The organism is Citricoccus sp. NPDC079358, assembly GCF_040702545.1.
In the GTDB taxonomy this organism is placed as follows: Bacteria; Actinomycetota; Actinomycetes; order Actinomycetales; family Micrococcaceae; genus Citricoccus.
In genome coordinates, this window is the sequence record NZ_JBFBLI010000005.1 from 66,878 (window position 1) to 89,739 (window position 22,862).

15 protein-coding genes and 1 pseudogene are annotated in these 22,862 nt (G+C 68.5%); 8 read left to right on the forward strand and 8 right to left on the reverse strand.

From position 1 onward, the window contains the following. The first annotated feature begins 20 nt into the window (after nucleotides 1-20). Both AB0333_RS07985 and AB0333_RS07990 read left to right on the forward strand, forming a co-directional pair. Entirely contained in the window at nucleotides 21-3,500 is a 3,480-nt protein-coding gene (locus AB0333_RS07985; protein WP_366218158.1) for a DEAD/DEAH box helicase, read from the forward strand. 129 nt (nucleotides 3,501-3,629) lie between these two features. Beyond that, nucleotides 3,630-5,882 (forward strand): annotated as a pseudogene (locus tag AB0333_RS07990) (AAA family ATPase). Nucleotides 5,883-5,962: 80 nt separating this feature from the next. Here the strand turns inward: AB0333_RS07990 and AB0333_RS07995 are convergent. Next, complete coding sequence (locus AB0333_RS07995; protein ID WP_366218159.1) at nucleotides 5,963-6,340, reverse strand: type II toxin-antitoxin system death-on-curing family toxin; 378 nt, start codon at nucleotides 6,338-6,340, stop codon at nucleotides 5,963-5,965. Next, a complete protein-coding gene (locus AB0333_RS08000) occupies nucleotides 6,337-6,540 on the reverse strand; it encodes a hypothetical protein (protein ID WP_366218160.1) in 204 nt (67 codons plus the stop codon). The genes AB0333_RS07995 and AB0333_RS08000 overlap by 4 nt, the downstream gene beginning before the upstream one ends. 391 nt (nucleotides 6,541-6,931) lie before the next feature. Here AB0333_RS08000 and AB0333_RS08005 point away from each other — a divergent pair, with 391 nt between their 5' ends. Beyond that, nucleotides 6,932-7,549, forward strand: coding sequence for a hypothetical protein (locus AB0333_RS08005; RefSeq protein WP_366218161.1), 618 nt, complete (start codon nucleotides 6,932-6,934; stop codon nucleotides 7,547-7,549). A gap of 13 nt (nucleotides 7,550-7,562) precedes the next feature. Here the strand turns inward: AB0333_RS08005 and pth are convergent, their stop codons facing one another. Together pth and AB0333_RS08015 are read right to left on the reverse strand one after the other, a co-directional pair. Then, nucleotides 7,563-8,135: an aminoacyl-tRNA hydrolase gene (gene pth / locus AB0333_RS08010; protein ID WP_366218340.1), complete on the reverse strand. Its 573-nt coding sequence runs from the start codon at nucleotides 8,133-8,135 to the stop codon at nucleotides 7,563-7,565. An 80-nt stretch (nucleotides 8,136-8,215) separates the two neighbouring features. Beyond that, on the reverse strand, nucleotides 8,216-8,821 hold the full coding sequence (locus tag AB0333_RS08015; RefSeq protein ID WP_366218162.1) for a 50S ribosomal protein L25/general stress protein Ctc: 606 nt from the start codon (nucleotides 8,819-8,821) through the stop codon (nucleotides 8,216-8,218). Nucleotides 8,822-9,122: 301 nt separating this feature from the next. Here AB0333_RS08015 and AB0333_RS08020 point away from each other — a divergent pair, with 301 nt between their 5' ends. The 5 genes from AB0333_RS08020 to AB0333_RS08040 all read left to right on the forward strand — a co-directional run bounded on the left by AB0333_RS08020 (nucleotide 9,123) and on the right by AB0333_RS08040 (nucleotide 14,360). Continuing rightward, nucleotides 9,123-10,067 (forward strand): MoxR family ATPase, encoded by a 945-nt coding sequence (locus AB0333_RS08020; RefSeq protein ID WP_366218341.1) that lies wholly within the window; start codon nucleotides 9,123-9,125, stop codon nucleotides 10,065-10,067. A gap of 381 nt (nucleotides 10,068-10,448) precedes the next feature. Beyond that, nucleotides 10,449-11,279, forward strand: coding sequence for a DUF58 domain-containing protein (locus tag AB0333_RS08025; RefSeq protein WP_366218163.1), 831 nt, complete (start codon nucleotides 10,449-10,451; stop codon nucleotides 11,277-11,279). Further along, nucleotides 11,276-13,711, forward strand: coding sequence for a transglutaminaseTgpA domain-containing protein (locus AB0333_RS08030; protein WP_366218164.1), 2,436 nt, complete (start codon nucleotides 11,276-11,278; stop codon nucleotides 13,709-13,711). The genes AB0333_RS08025 and AB0333_RS08030 overlap by 4 nt, the downstream gene beginning before the upstream one ends. 95 nt (nucleotides 13,712-13,806) lie before the next feature. Further along, a complete protein-coding gene (locus AB0333_RS08035; RefSeq protein WP_366218165.1) occupies nucleotides 13,807-14,091 on the forward strand; it encodes a type II toxin-antitoxin system Phd/YefM family antitoxin in 285 nt (94 codons plus the stop codon). Then, nucleotides 14,088-14,360, forward strand: a complete 273-nt coding sequence (locus AB0333_RS08040; protein WP_366218166.1) for a type II toxin-antitoxin system RelE/ParE family toxin — start codon at nucleotides 14,088-14,090, stop codon at nucleotides 14,358-14,360. Before AB0333_RS08035 ends, AB0333_RS08040 begins: the two co-directional genes overlap by 4 nt. Here the strand turns inward: AB0333_RS08040 and AB0333_RS08045 are convergent. Genes AB0333_RS08045 through AB0333_RS08060 form a run of 4 tightly spaced genes read right to left on the reverse strand, consistent with a single transcriptional unit; the run spans nucleotide 14,348 to nucleotide 22,801 of the window. Next, entirely contained in the window at nucleotides 14,348-15,799 is a 1,452-nt protein-coding gene (locus AB0333_RS08045; protein WP_366218167.1) for a TIGR02679 family protein, read from the reverse strand. The genes AB0333_RS08040 and AB0333_RS08045 overlap by 13 nt on opposite strands. Continuing rightward, on the reverse strand, nucleotides 15,796-19,926 hold the full coding sequence (locus AB0333_RS08050) for a TIGR02680 family protein (protein ID WP_366218168.1): 4,131 nt from the start codon (nucleotides 19,924-19,926) through the stop codon (nucleotides 15,796-15,798). Before AB0333_RS08050 ends, AB0333_RS08045 begins: the two co-directional genes overlap by 4 nt. Next, nucleotides 19,923-21,170, reverse strand: a complete 1,248-nt coding sequence (locus AB0333_RS08055) for a TIGR02678 family protein (protein ID WP_366218169.1) — start codon at nucleotides 21,168-21,170, stop codon at nucleotides 19,923-19,925. The genes AB0333_RS08050 and AB0333_RS08055 overlap by 4 nt, the downstream gene beginning before the upstream one ends. Beyond that, nucleotides 21,167-22,801, reverse strand: a complete 1,635-nt coding sequence (locus AB0333_RS08060; RefSeq protein ID WP_366218170.1) for a TIGR02677 family protein — start codon at nucleotides 22,799-22,801, stop codon at nucleotides 21,167-21,169. The genes AB0333_RS08055 and AB0333_RS08060 overlap by 4 nt, the downstream gene beginning before the upstream one ends. Between the last annotated feature and the right edge of the window lie 61 nt (nucleotides 22,802-22,862).

Consider the following 22,862-nt stretch of genomic DNA (forward strand, 5'->3'; position numbering starts at 1 on the left):
TCGTGGCTTAGGACTGCCGCTTGCCACTGGCCAGCTGGAACTATTTATGTAATCTCGAAGGGGACGATAACCGCAAGTCATGCGTTATTTTCGAACGGCAAAGAACATCACTAGAACGATTCTTGGCGCTCAACGAAGAGGCCGATTCGACTGAGGAGACCGAGATGGCAGGCACCGGGTCAAACGAGATCGTTCTGACAGACGAGTTCAGGGCGGCGCTCTCGCTGCTTGAGCAAGGCGAGAGCATCTTCCTTACAGGTAAGGCCGGTACGGGTAAGTCGACGTTGATCCGTGAGTTCCTATCCCGGACGTCCAGGAACGCGGTAGTCGCCGCACCAACTGGCATCGCCGCATTGAATGTCGACGGATACACGATCCACCGATTGTTTTCCTTCACGACCACGGTGACTGTCGAACACGTTCGGTCCGAGGACTACTACCCGAGGAAATTCGGCAGGGTGCTGTCGAAGATCGACACACTGATCATCGACGAGGCGTCCATGGTGCGCGCCGACATTTTCGACTGCATGGCGACCGCCCTGGAGCGCTTCGGTCCTCGCCCAGGAGAACGCTTCGGCGGCGTACAGATCGTGCTCGTGGGCGACCTGTTCCAATTGCCTCCCGTGGTCACGGAACCAGAGAAACACTATTTCTCCGAGGTCTACGACTCACCCTTCTTCTTCTCGGCTCGAAACTACGAGCGTCACCGATTTCCGGTGGTGGAGCTGACAACGGTCTTCAGGCAGGTCGGCGACTGCCAATTGGTCGACATCCTCAACTCCGTCAGGGACGGATCTCTGGGCGACACGGATCGGGATGTGCTCAACCAAAGGGTGGACCCGGCGTTCGAACCGCCGCTGGACGAGTTCTGGCTGACCCTCACCACCACCAATCGGATTGCCACTGCCCGAAACAAAGCCATGCTTGACCAGCTTCCCACGAAGGAGGTGACCAGCCTCGCGGAGATCAACGGCGACCTGGATGGGTTCGAGATTCCCACTGACGAGAAACTGGTGTTCAAAGTTGGGGCCCAGATCATGCTCCTGACCAATGACAGTGGGAATCGTTGGGTCAACGGCAGTATCGGCAAGATTCTCGAGATTTCCTCTGAGGGAAAGGACCCGTCGGTCGTTGTTCAGTTGAACGACGGGGAGGTAGTCCAGGTTGATCGGCAGGTTTGGCAGGTCACCCGGCCTGTCGTACATGGTGTGCGTCTCGAGCATGAGGTGGTGGGGTCGTTTACTCAGCTGCCCTTTCGACTTGCGTGGGCCATCACCATCCATAAGAGCCAGGGGCAGACCTTGGATCGCTGCCGTGTCGACCTGGCGGGCGGTACTTTTGCGGACGGCCAACTCTACGTAGCACTGAGCCGGTGCACCTCGTTGAACGGCCTGGTGCTCTCCCGAGCCGTGGAACCAAAGCACCTTCGGGTCAACCAGCGGATTCGGCGTTTCCTTGATACGGGTGGCCGGTTGACGACCTCTCGGGGAGGGGCCTATCTCGGGGTGTCCTTCGTGGGCGATGTCGGCCGGCAGTGGAAGCCCCGAGTTATCGAACTCGCGGTGGTGACTGACGACGGGCACGAGGCCACGACCCTGGTGGCTCCGGGCCGGGACGTCGGAGACTCCCGCCAGGAGTACGGGATCACGGCAACGGACGTGCAATTGGCCCCGGCGCTTCCCCAAGCATGGAACGCGATCGCCCCGTTGCTGGAGGGCAGGACTCCGGTCGGTGTCCGAGTGGACGAGACCCTGGAGTACATCGACTTCGAGCTCAAGCGCGGAGGGATGGTCGCCCATATCCCCGTGGGCGATGACGTCGCAGAGCTGTTGCCCGACGAAGAAAGCGCGACCTTCGACTCGCTCTCGGCCCTCGAGAAGGCGAGAACCGTCCGGGAGCTGGCTATGAGGAGCGAGACTACGTCCTCATCGGACGTGTTCGCTCCAGCGAAACCGGCGGCCGGCTATCTCCTCGGCCGAAGCCGTAACGGCAAAGACTTCCAAGTCCGGTGCTCTGCGTCCGAGAATGCCACCACGGTTCTCGCTGAGCTGCTGAGCGAGCGGCCCCAGCTTGCCAGCAGTGGTGGGCCCGAAACCTTGGGAATCCTTCGGAAGCTTCAAGAAGAGTCAGGCGTCGCCCTCGTCGCCACGGCACAAGGCGACGTGGGGAAGGGCTCGATCTTGGAAGTACTTCAGCCGGGGACCCGGGTCTGTTTCACAGGAACGGCGACTGACGGCCTGGGAGGCCAGATCGATCGCGAGGATCTGAAGGGGCTAGCTTCCTCGAGAGGCCTGGAACCGGTGGAAACCGTCACGAAAACCAAATGCGACGTGCTCGTCGTGGCTGAGCGAGGAACCCAATCGGTTAAGGCTCGGCAGGCTGAGAAATTCCATAAGCCGATCTTCACCGTTGAGGAGTTCACTGACTGGCTAGAGGGAAACGTTGCTTCCCACGGGGTCCCGGCCGATGGCGCGATGCAGTTCATGGTGGAACGGTTATTCGCCCCAGAGATGGAACACCAGGAGTCCGCCCAAGGCACCTCCGGGTCCTTCGACGGGGACATCCCGGCCTCCCGCCCACTCGAGCCGGCCCACGCCACTCCACCGGCAGAGGAGCCACAGGCAACTACATCCTCTGAACAGGTCCCGTCGCAGACAACTACGCCCTTGGTTGAGAACAACACCGGGAACAGCGACCCTCTGACCGTTTCATACGCGATCGAAGAGCTGGGAGAACTTCTTCGACCGGGTTCGACGATCGCCTTCGCCGGAATCGTCACTTCTGCACGCACCGGAGACAGACTCACCCGGCCCCAGCTGGCCGCGCTGGTGGAACCCAAGGGATTCATCGTCGAGGCCGCAGTGACGAAGACAAGGACCGATGTCCTCATCGATGCCGGCGCCAGCCCAGATTCAGTCCAAATCCGGACAGCGATCAAGTATGACAAGCCGATAGTCCCGGTGGACGACTTCTTTGCGTGGCTGGAGCTCGCTGAACCAGGTTCGCCTGGCCAGCAAGACGTTCCAGATGTGGCTCTGGACGAACAAGAAGCTCCTTTAATGCCGTCCGCAGCGACGCAACTTGCGCCGAGGGCTAACTCGATCCCATCAATCGACCCCGCGCTCACAACTTTCTCTCGCGACCGCCTGCAGCCAACCCGAGCTGAATACACACGCGCAGCGGCCCAGCCTCAGCCCGATGAGCCACTCCGGCCGACTCCACAGGGGCCCCGACGCGCAGTTCGCCGTTTCCATCTGAAGATGCTCAGCCTCCTGCTTGTTCTGGTGGTCGCGCTGCCGTTCGTTGGTGCATTGACTGCCGTCACCATTCCTGCAACGGATACAGTCATGGCGATACTCGTCACCGTCTCGCTCCTGGCAGGCGTACTGTTCATTCCGGTGTGGATCATTCTGGCCATCAGCCGTGCACAGAAACGTCGTCAGCAACAATCCAAATCTCCACGCCAGCCTTCAGCGAACGGCGACAAACTGACTGACTAGGCCCTAGTCCTGTGCTTCTAGGACCAGGACCATCTCGTACAGTGGCGCCCTCATTATCAGCCGACTACAGCGTGACCATTAGCATCGAGACTGTGATTATCGTGAATGCCCTTGTGGCGGGAGAGTCTGGTGCTTGAGTCGCTACACCTGAGAGGTGCTCCCGCCTTTGACCCAAGCTTGGGAGTCACTATTGGTCCTCTGACGCCGGTCAACTTCTTCTTCGGCCCAAATGGCTCCGGTAAAACCACGATCAGCCGGGCACTCGAAGACCCGAATCGTTTCCCGGGTACCGCGCTCGTGTGGGCTTCGTCCAAAGGCGCTCTGGGCATCAAGGTCTACAACAGCGATTACGTCGCCGAAACGCTCAAGCAGGCGGCGAATCTTCCCGGAGTGTTCCTACTGGGCAAGAAGAACGCAGAGATCCAAAGTGAAATCGAGGAACTGGCTGGCCCTTCAGGATCGATTGCCGCACTGAATAAGCGCCTCGGATTTCTTCGCGAATCTCTTGATGAGAAATTGGCTGAAATTCGATCCACGCGGGACGAACTTAAGGAGGCGGCATGGGTTAAGCGTTCAGCGGTCCCGGTCGAACTCCAGGAAATGTTTCGCGGTGTCAATGCGGCAAAGGACAAACTCCTCCTTCGCCTCCTGGATGCTGCGGCCGCACATCCTGCGACCCCTGACGACTTCGATACCCTGGCGTCAGAAGCGGCGGCTGTACTGGCGGATGATGCCGTCGAACTGACGGAGCTTCCGCTCGGCCGATATATCCGCCTGGAGGACGCGCCCGGATTCGAACTGCTCGCTATCCCAGTCGTCGGCAGCGGTGACGTGAGGCTTGCAGCTCTAGTCGAACAGCTTGGGAACGCGGACTGGGTGCAACAGGGGAGGCACTACCTAGACCAGACCGGCCGGCTGTGTCCGTTCTGCCAGCAGCAGGCGCCGGAGGACCTCGTCGAGCAAATTGATGCTTACTTCGACAAACGATACACGCAACAGATCGAGCAGTTGAAGGAGCTTCAGGAGTACGTTCAATCCTGGGTAGAGGCCTGGCGTATCTACTTCGGCGAAATCTTCTCTCAGGCGGGGGCAACGGATCACCTCGACGCGGTGAAGTTTCAAGCGGCTCGACTGCAACTTGAGCAGGCCAGTGGGAAACTGACGTCGACCATCACGGCGAAGCTCGACAGGCCATCCACGATCTTTTCTGTCGAAGACCCGACCGCCCAAGTAGAGGCGGTGAACGCACTCGTGGTTGAGGCCAACGCCTCCATGAGGACGTTTAATCGACGGCTGAAGAATCGAGCCAGCGCCAAGAAAGCGTTGCTGGATCGCTGCTGGGCGTCCTTCGCTCGGCAGACCCTTGCAACCGAGGTGGGGCACTTCGAGGGTGCGCTGCCGGCCCTGGACAAGGGAAAGGCCAGTCTGGAAACTACGATCGAGACACATGCGTTGGAGTTGAAGGCGAAGGAAGTGCGTCTCCGGGAACTGCAGGCGCAGACAACCTCTAGTAAGCCAATCATCGCTACCATTAATCGCCTTTTGGACTCTGTCGGTTTCCATAGCTTTCGGCTAAAGGAGTCCACCGTCATGCCAGATGGTTATTCTCTGCTTCGCGAGAACGGTGAGATCGCGGCAGACACTCTTAGCGAAGGCGAGCGAACCTTCATCACGTTCCTATACTTCACGCAGTCCCTCCAGGGCACACCACAAGAGCGTGGCGAATTGAACGATCTCGTCGCGGTCATAGATGATCCGATCTCCAGCCTGGACAGCGATGTCCTCTACGCCGTGTCGACAATCGTGCGGCGCATCGTCGCAGATATTGCTGCCGGTGCCGGCTGAGTGCGACAGCTCCTGCTGTCCACCCACAACGCACACTTCCATAAGGAGGTCACATACCCGGCGCCGGGAGACAAGACAGGTGGGTGGCAATACGGCGTCGTCCGGAAGCGAAGCGGACTACCCAGCGAAGTCGTAATTACCAAGGACAACCCGATTCAGACTGCATATGCCGCTCTATGGGACGAGGTCAGGCGGGCGTCTGAAGACCCTTCGGCCTCAACAGTCAGCCTGCAGAACATCCTGCGCAGAATCCTCGAAACATACTTCAAGCTTCTCGGAGGCGTGGACAATGTTGACCTAATTGCTAAGTTTGACGGGGATGACCAGAACATCTGCCGAGCACTGTTCTCTTGGGTCAATGCTGGTTCACACTCGATCTTTGATGACCTGGATTACTCACCCACCCGCACAACAGTCGAAGCCAATCTCCGAGTGTTCCGTCAGATCTTGGAGGAACAGGACCAACTGGGCCACTACCTCATGATGATGGGCGATTCGGACGACGCTCCAGCTTCGGTAGGTGAGGCGGCTTCCTAGAGTTGCGGGCTGACACGTGGAGGCTTGTCCGATTGGGGATCCTCGTACGACGCCCCACGCAACCGCGGGACTCGGCGGGCCTATCGAGGGTGGCTCCCGCCCCGGATCTGTTCCGCGAGCTCGGAGATCTCATTGAGCTGACCCGTGACTACCGCCATGACCAGCTCGTACGCCTCGTCATTGGTGAGGCTGAGTCGCGCACCATTGATCCCGAGGAAGGCGATGGTGGCCGCCAGGGCCAGTCGCTTGTTCCCGTCCACCAGTGCGTGGTTACGCGCGAGCGAGTGCAGAAGAGCGGCGGCCTTCTCCTCGAGGCTGGGATATGCATCGCCCCCGAACACGGAGGCCTGCGGACGCGCCAGAGCAGACTGCAGCAGCCCGTGATCCCTGACGGGCGCCGCGCTGCCAAGAGTTCGCTCGGCGACGTGCAACAACTCAGCCAGCGTCAAATAGATCACTGACCGAGTCGCTCCAGAGCCTCTGCGTATCGGGGCAGTTCCTCGTCGAGAACCCGGTCGAGCAGCTCGGTGCGACTGTGGTTCTCGATGTATTCGCGTACCGCCTGCCGGGCGACGTCCTGCATCGAACGAGCCTCGCGTTCGGCGCGCAGACGCAACGCGTCGGCTTCGTTATCGGACAGTCGCAGAGTCATCGCCATGAACCCATGGTATCACCAGTGACACCACCAAGGGATCCTGCTTGAGGGTCCCGCGTCGGCTTGCGATGGTCACGCGGAGCGTTCCCGTATGAGGAACCCCCACCGGACACACCGTCCGCTCACCTGGAGAAACTGCAACGAGTCGTGCGGAGCGTGCCGTAGCACCCGTCCCATGATCTGTCCGGTGAGGGGGGTATCTGTCGAAATCCCACGCCGTGGTTGCCCTGCATGGATGGATACCCTCGCCCGAGAGAACCATGAATCTGGCCCTGTGGCACAGTGAGACCCTACTGGAAATCAATCCGCTGGATCAGGTGGATGCGAGGATATCCGCCCCGTTCACTACCATGGACAGTTGCACCCGTCACCTGCGAAAGGCCCCCTGAAGAGAATGACCGATCAGCAAGCCACGGTGCTCTTCGTGTGCACGGGCAACATCTGCCGCTCCGCCTACGGCCACCACATGCTGGCCCAGCGGCTGGAACAGGAGGCCCCCGGCCGCTACCGGGTCATCTCGGCGGGCACCCAGGTCAACCCCCGCCTCACGGTCCCGCAGCAGATCCACGGGCTTCCGGGCGCCTCCGGCCTTCTGACGCTGGGCGCCCACTCCCCCACAGCGCTCAATCCGAGGACGGTGCAGCGGGCGGATCTCATCCTCGCGGCCACCGAGGACCACATCGCCAGGATCCTGCGGGACACTCCGGGCGCGTTGAACCGGACCTTCACCATGACCGAGTTCGGTTCGTCCGCCGAGGCCCTGCAGAACGGGACCTTGCCGGCGTGGGGCGGGCCGTCGTCGGGCGCTGGGTCTTCCGAGGACCTGCCCGAGCGGGTCCGGTCCCTGGCACGACACCTGGCCCGGCACCGCGCGGTGGTCCGCGGCTCGCTGGAATCGCTCGACCTGCCGGACCCCTATGGCCGTGAGGATGCCGCCTACCCGGCCATGGCCGAGGTGCTGGAGCCGGCGGTCGGGCACATGGCTCAGTTGCTGGCGGACCTCGCCCGCTGACAGCGGGGCCGACTCAGCGCGTCGGCGCGGGGTGGAACTTCTGCTGGGCCTGCTCCAGGGACGCGGTGGCCAGGTCGACCACGGCGTCGGCGGCACGGTCCAGGTGCAGGGGCAGCAGCTCGCGTTCGGCGGCGCTGAAGGGCCGCAGGACGAAATCGGCGGCGGGCTGACGTCCCGGCGGCCGGCCCACGCCGACGCGGACGCGGAGGTAGTCCTTGGTGCCGAGCACCTGGGAGATGGACTTCAGCCCGTTGTGGCCGCCCTCGCTGCCACCGATCTTCAGTTTCAGCGCGTCGAAGGGGATGTCGAGCTCGTCGTGGACCACGATGATGTTCGCCGGGGCCACGGAGTAGAACCGGGCCAGGGCGCCCACGGGGCGCCCTGACACGTTCATGTAGCTGGCCGGCTTGGCCAGCAGCAGCTTGGGTCCGCCGGGTGCCGTGTGGGCGGTCCCGACGGCGGCGCCCGCCTTGTGTGCGGTCAGGCGCGTCCCGAAGCGGTCAGCCAGTTCGTCGATGACCATCTGGCCGACGTTGTGCCGGGTACGGGCGTAGTCGGGCCCGGGATTGCCGAGCCCGACCACCAGCCAGGTGGAGGCACCTGAGGCTGACGGGGAGGCCGGAGCATCGGCCCCCCGCGCCGTATCCTGCGTTGTCACGAGACGAATCAGCCCTCGGTGGGCTCGGCGGCCGCGGTCTCTTCGCCTTCACCCTCGGTCTCGCCCAGGTCCTGGACGGTGAGCTCGGAGATGGTGGCGATGACGTAGTCGTCGGCCAGCTCCAGGGTGGAGCCGGCGGGCAGCTGGACGTCGGCACCGAAGACGTGCTCGCCCGCGGTGCGGCCCTCGATGTTGATGGTGACGCTCTCCGGCAGCTGTGTGGCATCGGCCAGCACCGGCACGGAGGCCTCCTCGAGGTTGAAGGTGGTGCCCGGGGCGGCTTCACCCTCGACGTGCACCCACACGTCCACGACGACCTTCTCGCCCCGCTGGACCACGATGAGGTCCAGGTGGTCGATGGTCTGCTTGATGAAGTTGCGCTGGATGGCCTTCGGCAGCACCAGGTGCTCCTGGCCGTCGCGGACCACGGTCAGCAGGGCGTTGGGGTTACGGACGGCCAGGGAGGTCTGCTGGGCCGGCATCAGCAGGTGCACGGGGTCGCCACCGTGGCCGTAGACGACCGCGGGGATCAGCCCGTCGCGGCGGGCCTGGCGGGATGCGCCCTTGCCGAAGTCCTCGCGCAGGGTGACCTGGATCTTGGTGTTGTCGCTCATGGTGTTCCTCCTGTACTTCTTCATCCGCGGCCACGGTGGTGGCGGCGGGCCTTCCAGGCAGGAAAACAGCCGTGCAGTACGGCGGCCTCGTCGATCACGGAGCTGGAAGCTCCCTCGCCTGGGCAACGCCGACCATCCTACCAGTAGGCTGGGCTCCCGAGGGGCCCGCACCAGCGCAGGAGGATCCGTGGACGTGTCAACCGCCAGTCAGGAGCACGAGGACGGAGCCGGCCCACGGCCCCACGGCGGGCCCGGGAGCGGCCCGCACCAGGATGACTCCTGGGCTGCGGGCGGCGAGCGGCTGACGGCCGCCACGGCGACGATGCTCGACGCCATGGACTCCGTGGTGGACGGCAAGCACCAGGCGGTCCGCACCGCTCTGCTGGTCCTGCTGGCCGGCGGGCACCTGCTCGTGGAGGACGTCCCGGGCGTTGGCAAGACCCTGCTGGCCCGGGCCCTGGCCCGGACCGTGGGTGGGAAGGTCAACCGCATCCAGTTCACCCCGGACCTGCTGCCCGGGGACGTCACCGGCGTCTCGGTGTTCAACCAGGATCGCCACACCTTCGAGTTCCGCCCGGGAGCCGTGTTCGCCAACATCGTCATCGGGGACGAGATCAACCGCGCCTCGGCCAAGACCCAGTCCGCCCTCCTCGAGTGCATGGAGGAGCACCAGGTCACCGTGGACGGGACCACCCACCGGCTCGAGGAGCCGTTCATGGTGGTGGCCACCCAGAATCCGGTGGAGTCCGAGGGGACCTATCCCCTGCCGGAGGCCCAGCGAGACCGGTTCATGGCCCGCATCACCATGGGGTATCCGGACCCGGAGGCCGAGCTGCAGATGCTCCGCACCCACCAGGGTCCGCTGCCCTCCTCCGCCCCCGTGAACCGGTTGGCCCCCGTGACCACCACCCAGGACGTCCTGCAGATGATCGAGGCGGTGTCCCGGGTGCACGTCTCCGAGGCCGTCGCCCGGTACGTGATCGCCCTGGGCCGTGCCAGCCGCGAACACCCGGACGTGCTCGTCGGCGCGAGCCCCCGGTCCCTGCTGCAGCTGCTGCGGGCCGCCAAGGCCGAGTCCGCCATCAGCGGCCGGTCCTTCACCACGCCCCAGGACGTGGCCGGCGTCGTGCCCGTGGTGTTCCCGCACCGGCTGATGCTCCGGCGCCGCTCCACGCAGGAGGCCGCCCAGGCCGACGCCACCACGCAACGGATCCTGCACTCGGTTCCCGTACCGGCCGGGCCGTGATGTCCTGAGCCGCTCCGAGACGACCCCCTCCGCCATGGCCCCCGCCCTCCCCTCCCCGCGCACCTCCGCCCGACCCTCTCGCCGTACCTCTCGCCGCGCCGCTGCCGGCGCCTCCTCCCCGGCAGGGCCGCGGCCGACGCCGCGCGGACTGGCCCTGACCGTGGCGGCGGCCCTGCTGGTGGTGGCAGGACTGGCCCTGGGCCGGCGCGAGGCCGTCGCGCTGGGACTCTTCCTGGCCGTCGTCGTGGGAACGTCCTGTGCGGTGCTGGCCGTCCGGACCGTGCTGGCCCGGCGCATCCGGCTGACGCGGTCCGTGGTGCCGGCGCCCTGCAGGTGGGCGGCAGCGCGCAGATCACCGTGGACGGCGGCAGGCCCGGGCTGGTGGACGCGCTCCCCGGCGGCCGGCCGGTTCCCGTCCCGCCGAGCGGCTACCGGTGGCAGGCCCGCGAGCGCGGGGTGTTCGACGTCGGCCCGGCCCTGGCGCGCCTGTCCGGCCCCTTCGGCCTGTGGTCCGCCCGTGCGCAGGTCGCCGGGACGAGCCGGGTCGAGGTCGAGCCCCTCCCCCTGGAGGACGACGAGCTCGACCGCGTTCTGCGGGCCGGCGTCGGTGAACACGACGCCGCCGACCTGCTGGGCAGCCAGGCCGCCCCAGACGACCTGCTGGTGCGCGAGCACCGGGACGGGGACGCCCTGACGCGCATCCACTGGGGTGCGACCGCCCGGACCGGCCGGCTCATGGTGCGCCAGGAGGAGTGGGCGCACGACCCCTGGGCGGTGGTGGTCCTGGACTGCCGCGCCGTCTCCTTCGCCGCCGGGCGGTTCGACGTGGACGGCGGTGCCGGCCGCCACTGGCAGAGCTCCCCCGGTTTCGAACGGGCCGTGCAGGCTGCGGCCGCCCTGATCCTGCGGCTCCAGGACGCCGGCCACCAGGTGCTGCTGCTGGACCAGGACGGCCACGCCCTGGACCCGTCCCTGGCACCGGCCGTCCTCGAACCGTCCTTCCGGGAGGCCACGTGGCCGGCCGCGCTGCCCGGTGAGGCCGCCGCCGTCGTCGCCCTGCTCGGCACCGCCGCGGGGCAGGACCTCCCCGTGCTCGCCACGGTGCCCCACCACCTGCAACGGGTGGCGGTCCTCTTCGGGACCCAGGGGCGTCGGGACGCCGCCGAGCGGTTGGAGGCCGGCGGCTGGCTCGTGGCGGAGGGTGGGTCATGACCGAGCAGCAGACGGTGTCCCCGCCGGCACCCCCCGCCGCCCCGCAGCCCGCTCGGACCGCCCCGTCACGGCTCCGGACCGTGTGGTGGCCGGCGGTCCTGGTGGCCGTGCTGGTCCTGTCCGCCGCCGTGGCCCTGGACGCGGCCTTCCGGTCACCGGTGACGGAGTGGCTGGGGCCCGCCTCGGGACCGGCCGTGGTGGGGCTCGGCGCCGCGGCGGTGGTCCGCAGCCTGGGCCCCCGGATGCTGCGCCCGCTGCTGGCGGGGCTGCTGGCAGCCGGGTGGTTCTGGTGCCGGCAGTGGTGGCCCGAGACCCTGATGGTCGGGCTGGTGCCGCAACCGGAGACGCTCACCGCGATCGCCGCCTCCACCGCGGACCTGCGCGAGACGATCTGGACGGGCACCATCCCGGTGGAGACCAGCGCGCCGCTGCTGGCCGGCGTCGGCGCCGTCCTGGCCCTGACCGCCCTGGTCACCGATGCCATCGCCGTCGGCCTGCGCTGCCCGGCCATCGCCGGGCTGCCGCCGTTGGCTCTGATCGCCGGAGCCTCCGCCATCACGGCGGGGGCCGCCCCCTGGCCGGCCCTGGCGCTCGCCGCCACGGCCTGGCTGGGACTCATGGCGGCGGACGCGGATTCTGCTGCGGTGGCGACCGGGGCACCGGCCGGAGGGGGCTGGGCGGCCGGAGGGGGCTGGGCGGCGGGATGGGGCTGGGCGGCGGGATGGGGCACCCTGGCCGCGGCCGGCGTCGCGGTGGGGGCCCTGGTCCTGGCGCAGCTGACCCTGCCCTTCCTGTCTGCGGGCCTGGCACCCGAGGGCCAGCGCTTCATCCTCGGGCAGGGCACCGGGCCGGTGAACCCGGCGGCGGATCTGAGCCAGCAGTTGCGCAGCGGTCAGGGATACGCGGGCATCACCTACGAGACGGACGACGGCTTGGGCGTGTATCTGCGCACCGCCGTGGTGGACGACGTGATGGCCTCCCCCTGGGATGCGAACCCGCCGCAGTACGGCGGCGATCCGACGACCACCTCCTTCTACCCGGCCGCGGCCCACCTCGCCGAGATCGAGGACGCTGACACCGGCGGGGCCGAGGACGCCGGCGATACCAGCGGCAGCCCGGACGGTGATGCCCCGCCGAACGGAAACCTGGTGTCCCTGTCCCTCGACGGGTGGACCGGGAACTGGGCCCCGCTGCCGGACCAGACCGTGGCGATCGAGCCAATCGTCGGCGAGTGGGGCTGGCAGGTGGACCCCACCACTTTCAGCGCGTACCGCCGGGAGGCGAGCCCGGTGGACCTCTCCTACCAGACCGCGGTCCTGCCGCTGGATCTCACGTTCGAGGAGCTGGCCGACCGGGCCGGAACGATCGCCCCGCAGGGCGTGTACAACCGGTGGGGCGCGGATCCGGCCCTGGAGGGCTCCGCCGTGCAGGAGCTCGCCGAGGACCTCACCGCGGGGACGGACAACCCTGTGGAGCAGGCCGTGGCCCTCCAGAATCATCTGCTCTCGGACGACTTCACCTATTCGGAGACCGCTCCGCTGGAGCAGGGCTATGACGGTTCCGGCCTCGAGCTGACGGAGCAGTTCTTGGAGGCCGGCGCCGGGTACTGCATCCACTTCGCCTCGGCCATGGTGATGATGGCGCAGTCCGTGGACATCCCGGCCCGCGTGGTGGTGGGGTATGCCCCGGTCGGCGCTGTGGACGGGCGTCACCGGGTGACGGCGGACCGTGCCCACGCCTGGCCGGAGCTCTACATCGACCAGGTCGGCTGGGTGCCCTTCGAACCGACCAAGAGCGTCGGCCGCGTGCCGTCCTACGCCCAGCCCGAGGACACCGCGGAGCCCAGTGCCTCACCCGATCCCTCGGTGCCGGACCAGGGGGCCTCCCCCTCCCCGTCCGCCACCGAGGAGCCGGAGACCCCGGGCGACGACGGCCCCGGTGCCACCGTCGGGTCCGGCACCCCGGGTGCCCCCGGAGTCCCGGTCGGGGCATTGCTCGGTGTGGCCGGGACGCTCCTCGCGGTGACGCTGCTGCTGGTCCTCCCCCGCGGGCTGCGGCACCGTCGGCGGCGGGCACGCTGGTCCTCCGGGTCGGTGTCCCGGGCCTGGGCCGAGGTGGAGGACACCGCCCTGGACCTGGGCCTGGGCCGGCAGCCGCATGAGTCCGAGCAGGCGTTCGCCTCGAGGCTGACGGCGGTGGCTGCGATGGCAGGAGGTTCACCGGACATCGCGGCCGCCGCGGACACCCTGGTCAAGGCGATCACCTGGGCCCGCTACGCCCCGGAGGGCACGCCGGCCCCACCTGGCACCGAGGACGTGGCTGAGGCCGCCCGGGTGATCACCGCGGGACTGGAGGAGGCCACGGATCCGGCCGGCCGGCGTCGTGCCCGGTGGTTCCCGCGGTCCCTGGTGCCAGAGCCCCTCCGCCGCTGATGCGGCCGACTCCGTTGATTCAACGCTGAATCGATCCTGACGATGGTGCTTCGAATACATGCTACATTTGCGGCCATTGCGCTATGATTATGTACATGACAACACTTCCTGTTGCGGATGCCCGAGCTCAGCTTTCACGACTGATCGACGAGGCCACCACGACCCATGAGCGCTTTGAGATCAGTCGCAATGGACGCCGGGCCGCCGTCCTGCTGTCCGCGGACGACTACGACACGCTGCAGGACATGATCGCAGTACTGTCCGACTCGGAGCTGCTCACCGCCCACTTGGAGGGGCGATCGGCCATCGACGCGGGCGACTACCTCGACGCCGATCAGCTCGCCCACGCCATGCGCAAGGCCGGACGGCTTCCCCGGTGAGCAAACGCTACCGGTTGCGCATCGCACGACCGGCAGCCAGGGCCCTTGCCGAACTGCTTCCCGAGAAGGTGGCGACGGCCGCCTACGAGTTCATCTGCGGCCCGCTGCTGGACAACCCACACCGGGTCGGCAAGCCCCTTGACCCGCCGCTGGCGCCCGCTTGGACCACCCGACGAGGCACCTACCGCATCCTCTATCTCATCGACGACATTCACAGCGTCGTCGAGGTCACCGCCGTACGGCATCGCTCTGATGCTTACCGGACATGATCCGCCAGCACGTCAGCCGCCAGCAGCTCCGCCACGGCCTCTTCTTCGATGGCAAGCCCGGATTGAGCCATCGACGCCGCCAACTCCGGGTCCCAGGGGGATTCCGCGGGGCGACCGGTCAACACAATCGAGGGTTTCCGTTCCCGCACTGCCGCACGGTAGTCCGCACCAGTGAATCGCCACGGCGTCCAGGTCACGTGTCCGGACAGTGACCGGGCGATCCTCAGGCCGGCCCAGTCGAAGTCGCCGTGATACCGCACCTCGGCACCGGCGGCCGACAGGTGGCCCAACAGCTCGACGACGGCAGCGCTGGGCTGGCCCGACGTGCACACGAGCACGGGACTGATGGCACCCATGGCAGGGGAGCCAGGAGTGATCTCGTTCCCACTGGGGGTGGCTCTGCCCTGAGCGACGACCGATCGTGCCCACCGTTCGGCCACGACTTCGACGACCGTCGGGTTCTCGCAGACGTGGAGGACGCTAGCCGGCGGAAGCTGCCGAACGCCGCCGGAACGCACCTGGTCCAGTGTCAGGACCACGGGCATGCGTGCGGTCCGCATGGCCTCGAGCGTGGCCGCCGTCGCCGCCCGGGACGGGCGGTAAGCACTCGCGGCAGGATCGCCTGCTGCCCCGGGGACCCCGAGGCAGAGCACGGTGGAGGCCACGTTCGAGAGGACGACGCCGGCGGCCGCCCATGAGTCACGGGCGGACAACTCTCGCTCCGTGGCGACAGGCACGAACGCCACCCGGACCACGGCGGCCGCGAGCCGTCCCAGCGGCCGGGATCCGTCCAGGCCATGGGCGTCCCCCAAGGCTTCGCGAGCCAGAATGGCCAGGGGCAACTCGGCCGAGGGCAGCTTCTCCAGCACTGCGGCCAACTGGACCACCAGGCCGGCTCCCACTGCGGCGGAGGCACTGGTGGCCGTCCGGGAGGCCTCGGCCCGCGCCGCCCGCTTGAGGCCGCCGGCCGCGCACCAACCGGTCCACCACTGGGCGAGGTGCGGGAACCGGGCGGCTTCCGGGGCCAGGAGGTCGCGGGCAGCCTCCCAGGCGGCCGCGTCTCGTGCTCGCTCCTCTGATCGATCAACGACCGGCCCGCTGAGCGTCTCGATGGCATCGGCCAGTCCGGGGGGCCATGGACCGCGGCGCAGGATCTCCTCGACGACGGCGAGGTCCACGCGCAGTGCCGCGCCGGCCCGTTTCGGCGCTCCCACCAGCCGCACGGCGGCGGCACGCTGTTCGGGCGTCGGATCCCGCAGCTGGACGACTCCGCGGAGCGGTTCGTTCCCGGCCTCCAGGATCCGCCCTCGGGCCCGGGCGACGAACCACGCCATCGCGTCAACGCCCAGCAGTCGCTCCAGTGCGGCCCTGTTCCCGGGCCGGGGTGGATGCTCGCTCTCGTCCACGTGGCCTTCCCGGCCAGCATCTTCCCCGGTCATCCGAACAGGGTCGCCGCGTCTTCAGGTCCCGGTGACTCGCCTCCGGCCCTCGCCACGGCGTCCACCTCCGCGTCCCGGTGCCGCAGGCGGCCATCCCACCGCCATCTGGTGACGCCGACGGCATCGACTCCCTCTATCCGGGACAACTGGGCGATCGAGAGCCCGGGGACCTGTGGGTAGCAGCCCCACTCGCGTTCACTGGTCATCACGACGTCGAGGTCGAAGGTAGCCAGCAGCCCCAGCGACTTCGCCCGCGAGTCGTCGTCCACGCCGGCGAAGGCCTCGTCCAGCAGGATCAGACGCGGGGCGTGGCGGCCGGCCGAGTTGTAGTGCGCCGAAGCCGCGGCGAAGAGCGGCACGGAGACGGCCAGTGCCCGCTCCCCGCCCGAGGCCGGGCCGGAGGCCGAGCGCCACTGCCCGTTCTGCCACCGCTCGACGACGAACGTGTGCCACTGCCGGTAGTCCAGGGCCTGTTCCAGGTGCTCCTGCCAGCCGCCGGTCGGATCGCCCTGGCGCACCTCGGCGATCTGCGCCTGCAGGAAGTCCCCGATCGCGGAACGGTCTTCGGGCGTCCAGGTGGCGTCAGAACGGATCATCAGGCCCCGGGCCGCCGGCAGTCCGGCGGGACCGTCCCCACGCTCCCGCCACCGGACGCGCAGCTGCATCCCGGTGGAGGTCTTGCGATCGGCCAACTCGCGATTCATCCGGCCGAGTTGTTCCTCGGCCGTGAGCAGCAACTCGTGCAGGTGGCCTGCCACCTCGTTGACGAGGTGGTTCTCCAGGATCTCCCGCTCACGGGCACTGAGCAGGCGTTCGCGGTCCGCGACGTCCTCCGCCAGCCGCCCCGCCAGCCGGTCGACGTCGAGCTCGTCGTGGAGATAGCGCACCCGCACCACGAGCACGTCACCGCGTTGTTCCACGAAGGCGCTGTGCCCATGGCGGCTCATCTGCCCTGTCAATTCCGTTGCCGCACCGGAGACCCTCTGCTGGGCGCGGTTCCAGGCCTCCTCGGACTCGTCGACGTCGGCCAGGTGCTGCTCGGCACTCCGGGACAGGTTCAGGGCCCCGGTGACGTTCCATTCCCCGGAGGCCTCCGTTGCCGGGACAGCCAGGTCCGGCAGGGCGACTCGGATCAGGCCTGTCGCCGCAAACACCCGGAGGGCGTCGATGCGCCCATCGCGTGCCCCGGCGGTCTCTTCGCGACGTCGCTCGAGGTCGATGACCTTCGCATCCAGGTTGCCGTGCCGCGCCGAGGCGGCCAGCTGCTCTTGGGCGATGGCCCTGAGTTCCTCGCCGACGCGGCGCAATGCGGAGGTGGTCTCTCCGAGGCGGGCCTGGAGCTCGGCCACCGAGGCGCCGACCGTGGCCTGCATCTCATCGAACGTCGCCCGCAGGCCGGCGGCCTCCGTGCGCGCCGCCCGGTGCTCGGACTCGCGCCGTTGGCGCAGTGCGACCGCGTCGGCGGCGCGTGCTGCCGCCTGCTCATAGGTGGCCGACGCATCGCCCACGGTGCGCACGGCCCGCCGGGACTCCACCAGGGCCACCTCGTAGCTGGAGACGGCGGCCAGGGCGTCGTCGGTCTCACCGGCCGTCGTGCCGACCCCGAGCTCCTCGGCCTGGTCGGTGAGTTCCTCTGCGGCCTGCTGGGCTGCCGTTGCGGCATCCTCCCAGGTCTCCTGCGCCGCCGTGGCCTTGTCCTGAGCCCGTTCCAGCTCCTGCTGAGCCGTGGCGGCACGATCGTGGGCGGTGTCCAGCTGGCGCTCCAGCCGCGCCGGATAGCCGGCCCGTTCCTGGCGTACCCGTTCGGCCCGGCGGTCGGCGGCCGTGACGCGCCCCTGGGCCTCGGCGAGCTCGCCGTCCAGTGCTGTGGCCCTCGTGTGGAGCGCTGCGAGCAACTCGCGGCGGTGGGCATCACGCGCGCCCGCGCCGAGGAACTCGGCCCGCTCCTTGGTCCAGGAGCCGCGGGCCGGGCCGGCGCCCCAGCGTCCGTCGCCGGCCACCCACACGGAGGCGCCGGAGGACTCACCCCACCCGATCCGGTCCAGTACCGCCCCGATCGCGTCGTCATCGACCGGCCCGTCGGAGCCGGCATCCACCACCAGGACCGCGGCGAGCGAGTCCGCCACCTTCGGTCCCACAGGGCCGAGCACCACGTCGCCGGTGGTCTCCAGAGTGCCGTCCGGGAAGACCCAGGCGTCCAGTAGACCGGCTGACTGCAGGGCCGCCTCCACGCCAGCGCGCTGGGCATCCGGCAGTGCCTCGGCGAAGTCCGTGAGCCACCACAGGGGGGCGCCTTCACGCCCCTCGCGGGCCTGGCCGTCACGCCACGGTGCCGGCAGCGGTTCCGGATCATGTCCGGCCTCCAGATCGGCGATCTCGGTCTGGACGCCGGCCAGTTCACCGGCCAGCCGATTCGCCTCGAGCACGGCCCCGGACCGCTCCCCGCCAATCCGGTCGAGCGCCGCCGTGGCCGCGGCCTCCAGCACGGCCGGCACGGGCGGTTCACCCGACAGACTCCTTCCCCACTCCTCGGCCAGATCGGCAACCTCGTCCACTCCCTGGTCCAGGACGAGGGCCGTCAGTGACGTCACGTGCTCCCGGACTCCGTTCCGATAGTCCCCCACGGCGGCCTCGACGGCGGCGTGCGCTGCCCGGAGTCCCTCGGCGCGGCCAACGGCATCGCCCTCGGCTGCGTCCAGCATCCGGCGTTCCCGGTCGGACTGTGTCTCCGCGTGCTGAGCGGCATCGATCAGGCGGCGGACATGCTTGACCTGCTCGCGCCGGCGGTCCAACGCACGGGCGGTCGCCTCCGCATCGCCGGCGATCTCCGCATGCTCCGCGTGGAGACCCGCGGCTGAGGCCAGCCGCGCCGCCGTCGTCTCGTGTCGCCCGGCCTCGGCGGCCGCGTCCTCGTGGCGACGCTTGGCCACGGCCTCGGCCTCAGAGTCCTTGCCGGCCATGGCGGCCGACCGTTCCGCCTCGTTGCCGGCCTCCGTGGCACGGCGCTCGGCCTCCGAGGCCACCCGCGAGGCCTGATCGAGCCGGTCCGCATCCCGCATCTCCGGGCTGGTCCGCAATGCCTGTTCCTGCCCCTGCAGGGTCCCCTGCCGTCCGGTAGCCTCCTCGTGGTCCCCGGCGAGCCGATCGACCTCCCGCCCGGCCGCCGCCAGCTGTTCCTCGGCCTCCCGCAGGTCCCGTCCGGCGTGCTCGTAGGCGGAATTGGCCAGACGGACGGCGGTGGTGTGCCGCCGGGACGCGACCTGGGCGTAGACGCGGTAGTGCCGCAGGAACCCCTCGGCCGCGCCGAGCGTCTCCCGGGCCTCGGCGATCCCGGCGCGTTCGTCCTCCAGGGAGCGGAAGGATTCCGCGACGTCGGCGACCACGGCCTGGTCCAGCGGTGCGAGGGCCTCGGTCAGCGCCGTGGAGAGCGCCTTCTCGTCCGGTTTCTTCGACAGCTGCGGCTGGCGCAGCTGGATCAGCAGGTCGATGAGCGCGGCGTACCGGACCTCCCCCAATCGGAACATCGCCTCATCCACCGCCCTCCGGTAGGACTCCTGGGTGGTGTAGACCTGGCCGGACACGGAGGAGGTCAGCTCCTCGCGAAGGCGTTCGGCGCTCAGTACCGTGCGGTTCTCATCCAGCAGGCGGAGTTCCCCGATCCGTCGCATGCTGGTGAAGTACCAGGTCTTGACGATGCCGCGGCCCGCCGCGGCCTTGAGGCCGATCCCCAGGGTGGTGAAATGTTCGATGCCGTCGTCGTCCACGCGACCGAACTCCACCCACGAGTAGCCGGTCCGCTCCGGGTTCGGATGGGCGCCGCCCAGCAGCAGGTTCCACTCCATCCGTTTCTTGGGGTCGGCGTCCGGTTCCACGCGCCGCGGGGCGATCGAGCCGTCCAGCAGGAACGGCAGCGTCAGGGCCAGGACTTTCGACTTCCCGGTCCCGTTGTTTCCCCGCAGCAGCAGGCGCCCATCGTGGAACCAGAACTGCTCGTCGTCGTAGTAGAACAGGTCCACCAGGCCGAGCCGCAGGGGCTGCCAGCGCTCACTGGTGGGGCGGGGCAGCGCACCGTCGGTCTCCGTGCCGGACGGGTCGGTTTCCTCTCTGCCCACCTCGGGACTGCTCATCGGTTTCTCCTGTTCGTGATGGTCGGCGCGGTCACAGCAAAGCGCCGCAATGCCGGCAGTGGATGGACGATGGCGTCCGGACCGTTGCCGGTGAGTCTCACCAGGCCGAGTCCGACCAGGCGGTCGAGTGCATCGGCGACGATCACATTCTCCGCACCGGGTTCCCGGGCCGTCTTGCGCCAGTACCCGGCATGGTCCCGGGCGAGCTGCCTCACCCGGCGCCGCAACGCCGTCACGTCAGTGGCCCCGGCGGCGGCCAGCTGCTCGGCGAGCAACAGGGTGGCGTGGCCGTCGGTGCCCTGCTCCGGCATCCGCATGTCGGTGAGCTGGTCGTCGGGGTCCACGAGGGCGATGCCCTCGGCCCGCAGCTCGGGCACCAGACCGGTGGCCTCGGCCAGGCGCCGAGTCAGCTGGACGCGCTGGCCCACGAGGTAGTTGCGCTCGTCGTCGGGCAGCTCGTCGTAGTAGACCACCGGGTCACACAGCAGACGCCGCGAGACGGCGTGGCGCAGCCGACGGGTGGTCTCCTCGTCCGTGTACGCCGACGGCGGCTCGTGCAGCGCCGCCTCGATCTCGCCGATCGCCGGGGAGGGCGGCAGGCCGGCACCGACCAGGCCCGGCCCGTGAGTCGTCGAGAGCATGGTTCCAAGCACCCGCCGGTCGACGTCATACAACGCGTCACCGTCCGCCGAGACGTACGACTCCTCGTCCCCGGCCACCCGGAGCAGCACTCCATAGCCCAGCAGCAGCCGAATCGCCGCCACGAGGTCGGAACGCTCCTCGCGGCCGGCCAGGGTGAACGCCACACCGTCCAGGCCCGGCTGCCGGGCGGCGAGCACGATGTCCTCAGCCAGCCGGCCGAGGGAGATCTGGGCGTCGGACCGCTCCAGCACGGCCAGCGCCAGGCAGAGCAGGACGTAGCGGCGCCGAGTGAACGGCGGGTCACCCCTGCGGCCGCGGGCGGGATGGTGCTCGGCGACGGCGACCGCCGTCCGGCCGTGGGGCACATAGGAGGTGAGCAGGCGCACCGTCTGGGATTCGACGACCAGCCGCCAGCCGGTCTCCCGGTCGAACCAGTTCCGCAGGGTGTCGGCATGGCGGCGGGCCTGCCGGAACAACTCGCCATCGGCCTGCGCCCGCAGCACCGGTCGCACCAGCAGCGCCCTCAGCACCCGGATGCGGCCCTCGGCCTCCCGTGCCTCCAACGCCCCCGAGATGCTGGGACCCAGGTCGATGCGGCTCATGCGTACACCTCCGGAGCCTCTCCGAGGGCACCATCCGGTTCGGGCACGTCCACGGCGGAGGCGATGTCAACGAGATGATCGGGGCCGGACAACTCGCCGTCGGGCGTGGTGATCACCATGGTTCCCGCGCCCGGGATCCGGGTGAGGGTGACAGTGAGCTCGCCGTCGGAGGTGTGTACCTGCGCTGTGTCCGCCTGCGGCCCCATGGCGGCCAGCGCATCGCCGAGCAGGCCGAGGAACAGGCGGAAGGCCATCGGCTCCAGTTCCCCGAAGGCTGACAGGGGTTGAGGCCCCTCGGTGAGGATCCGGCGCCGTGCCGCCGCGGTCTGTTCGGTCTCCTGCCGGGCTTGCTCGATCAGCATCCGCTTCGCCTCGGTCCGGTCGGTGACCCGCACCGATTTGCCGCGGCGCTCGTAGGATCCGCTCCGGCGCAGCTGCGGGCTGACCTGCAGAGACGGCGCATCTGCCCAGGGTGTGGTGTTCCCCAGCTCGGCGGAGGACCAGGCGTCCTCGGTGGCCGCGGTGACGCTGAGGTGGCGCACGGGAGTCAGGGCGAAGGCCGACCGCCACAGCCGGTGGCGGTCCGCGTCGGTGGGGAGGGCGGCGAACCACCTCGCCAGGGTCAGGAAGTCCTTGGTCCGGTCAGTGCGGCCACCCGCCTTCTCGTGCAGCGCCCGCACCACGGCCAGCAATGCCGGGATGGCTGCCCGGGCCCGGGCGCGCAGCAACTTGGACTCGCTCTCACGGTCCGGGGTGCTGACGAACCAATCGGTCAGGCCGGACCATTGCCGCAACCAGTTGTCCCGCACCCTCACCCGCGCCGTCTCGGCCTCTCCCGGCGCGGCGTCGATGGCCTCACGTTCGGCCGCGGTGGAGGCAAGGAACCACACGCCCTCGTCTGGGATGCTGACGAGAAGCTCGGCGATCGAGGCCCCCCGCGTCAGCAGGTCGTGGATGAACCGCTCCAGGTAGGCAATCAGCTCCTCCTTGTACGCGAGGAAGGCCTCGACGTCCGCATCGTGGAGGTCGATGGTTCGTTGCATCGACCCCATGAACGCGACGGCGTTCTCCGCCAGCTCGACGAAGCGCTCGCGCAGGCTGCGGAGCGTCTGGTGGGCCAGGGCAGTGTCCACCGTCTCCCCCGCCGCGTGGGCGACGACGGTACCCCGGAGGTTGGTGAGCAGCACCGCGATGTCCTCGAGTGCCACCGACTGGAGCGCGCCGCGGCTGCCCAGCGCGGCGTCGTACTGGGCCAGCGCTCGCTCGGCGGCCTCCCCCTGGCGCGACATCTGGAAGAGCATTCGCCGCCGGTAGAAGTCCTCCAGGGCGGTGACCCGGCTCGAGTCCGGAAAGGCCAGCACGTTCCCCCAGCCTGGCTGGGCCAGCCGCTCCAGAGCCTCGGAGACCGCCCGCTCTTCGACCGGCTCCTCACCGTCCGCGTCGAGCGCCGCGTGCACCTGCTCCGGACGCACGTGCACCGTGAAGCGTTCCTTCTCCGCCATCAGCGCCCGCATGATGCGCCGGTAGAGCGGAGCATTCGGGGTGCTGAGGTAGGCGAAGGGACCGTAACTGCCAGGCACGGCCACGGCCTCGACGTCTGCCTGCCCTGCCTCGATCGACGAGTCCGTCATGTCACCCGATCCTTCCATGGGCTGCCGACACCGTCGGAGGTGGTACACCGCGACGAGTCGG

Coding starts and splice junctions, on each gene's coding strand:
- AB0333_RS08035 (WP_366218165.1), top strand. CDS start 13,807: ATGACAACACTTCCTGTTGCGGATGCCCGAGCTCAGCTTTCACGACTG.
- AB0333_RS08055 (WP_366218169.1), bottom strand. CDS start 21,170: ATGAGCCGCATCGACCTGGGTCCCAGCATCTCGGGGGCGTTGGAGGCA.
- AB0333_RS08000 (WP_366218160.1), bottom strand. CDS start 6,540: ATGGCGATGACTCTGCGACTGTCCGATAACGAAGCCGACGCGTTGCGT.
- AB0333_RS08015 (WP_366218162.1), bottom strand. CDS start 8,821: ATGAGCGACAACACCAAGATCCAGGTCACCCTGCGCGAGGACTTCGGC.
- AB0333_RS08050 (WP_366218168.1), bottom strand. CDS start 19,926: ATGAGCAGTCCCGAGGTGGGCAGAGAGGAAACCGACCCGTCCGGCACG.
- AB0333_RS08060 (WP_366218170.1), bottom strand. CDS start 22,801: ATGACGGACTCGTCGATCGAGGCAGGGCAGGCAGACGTCGAGGCCGTG.
- AB0333_RS08045 (WP_366218167.1), bottom strand. CDS start 15,799: ATGACCGGGGAAGATGCTGGCCGGGAAGGCCACGTGGACGAGAGCGAG.
- AB0333_RS08030 (WP_366218164.1), top strand. CDS start 11,276: ATGACCGAGCAGCAGACGGTGTCCCCGCCGGCACCCCCCGCCGCCCCG.
- AB0333_RS08005 (WP_366218161.1), top strand. CDS start 6,932: ATGACCGATCAGCAAGCCACGGTGCTCTTCGTGTGCACGGGCAACATC.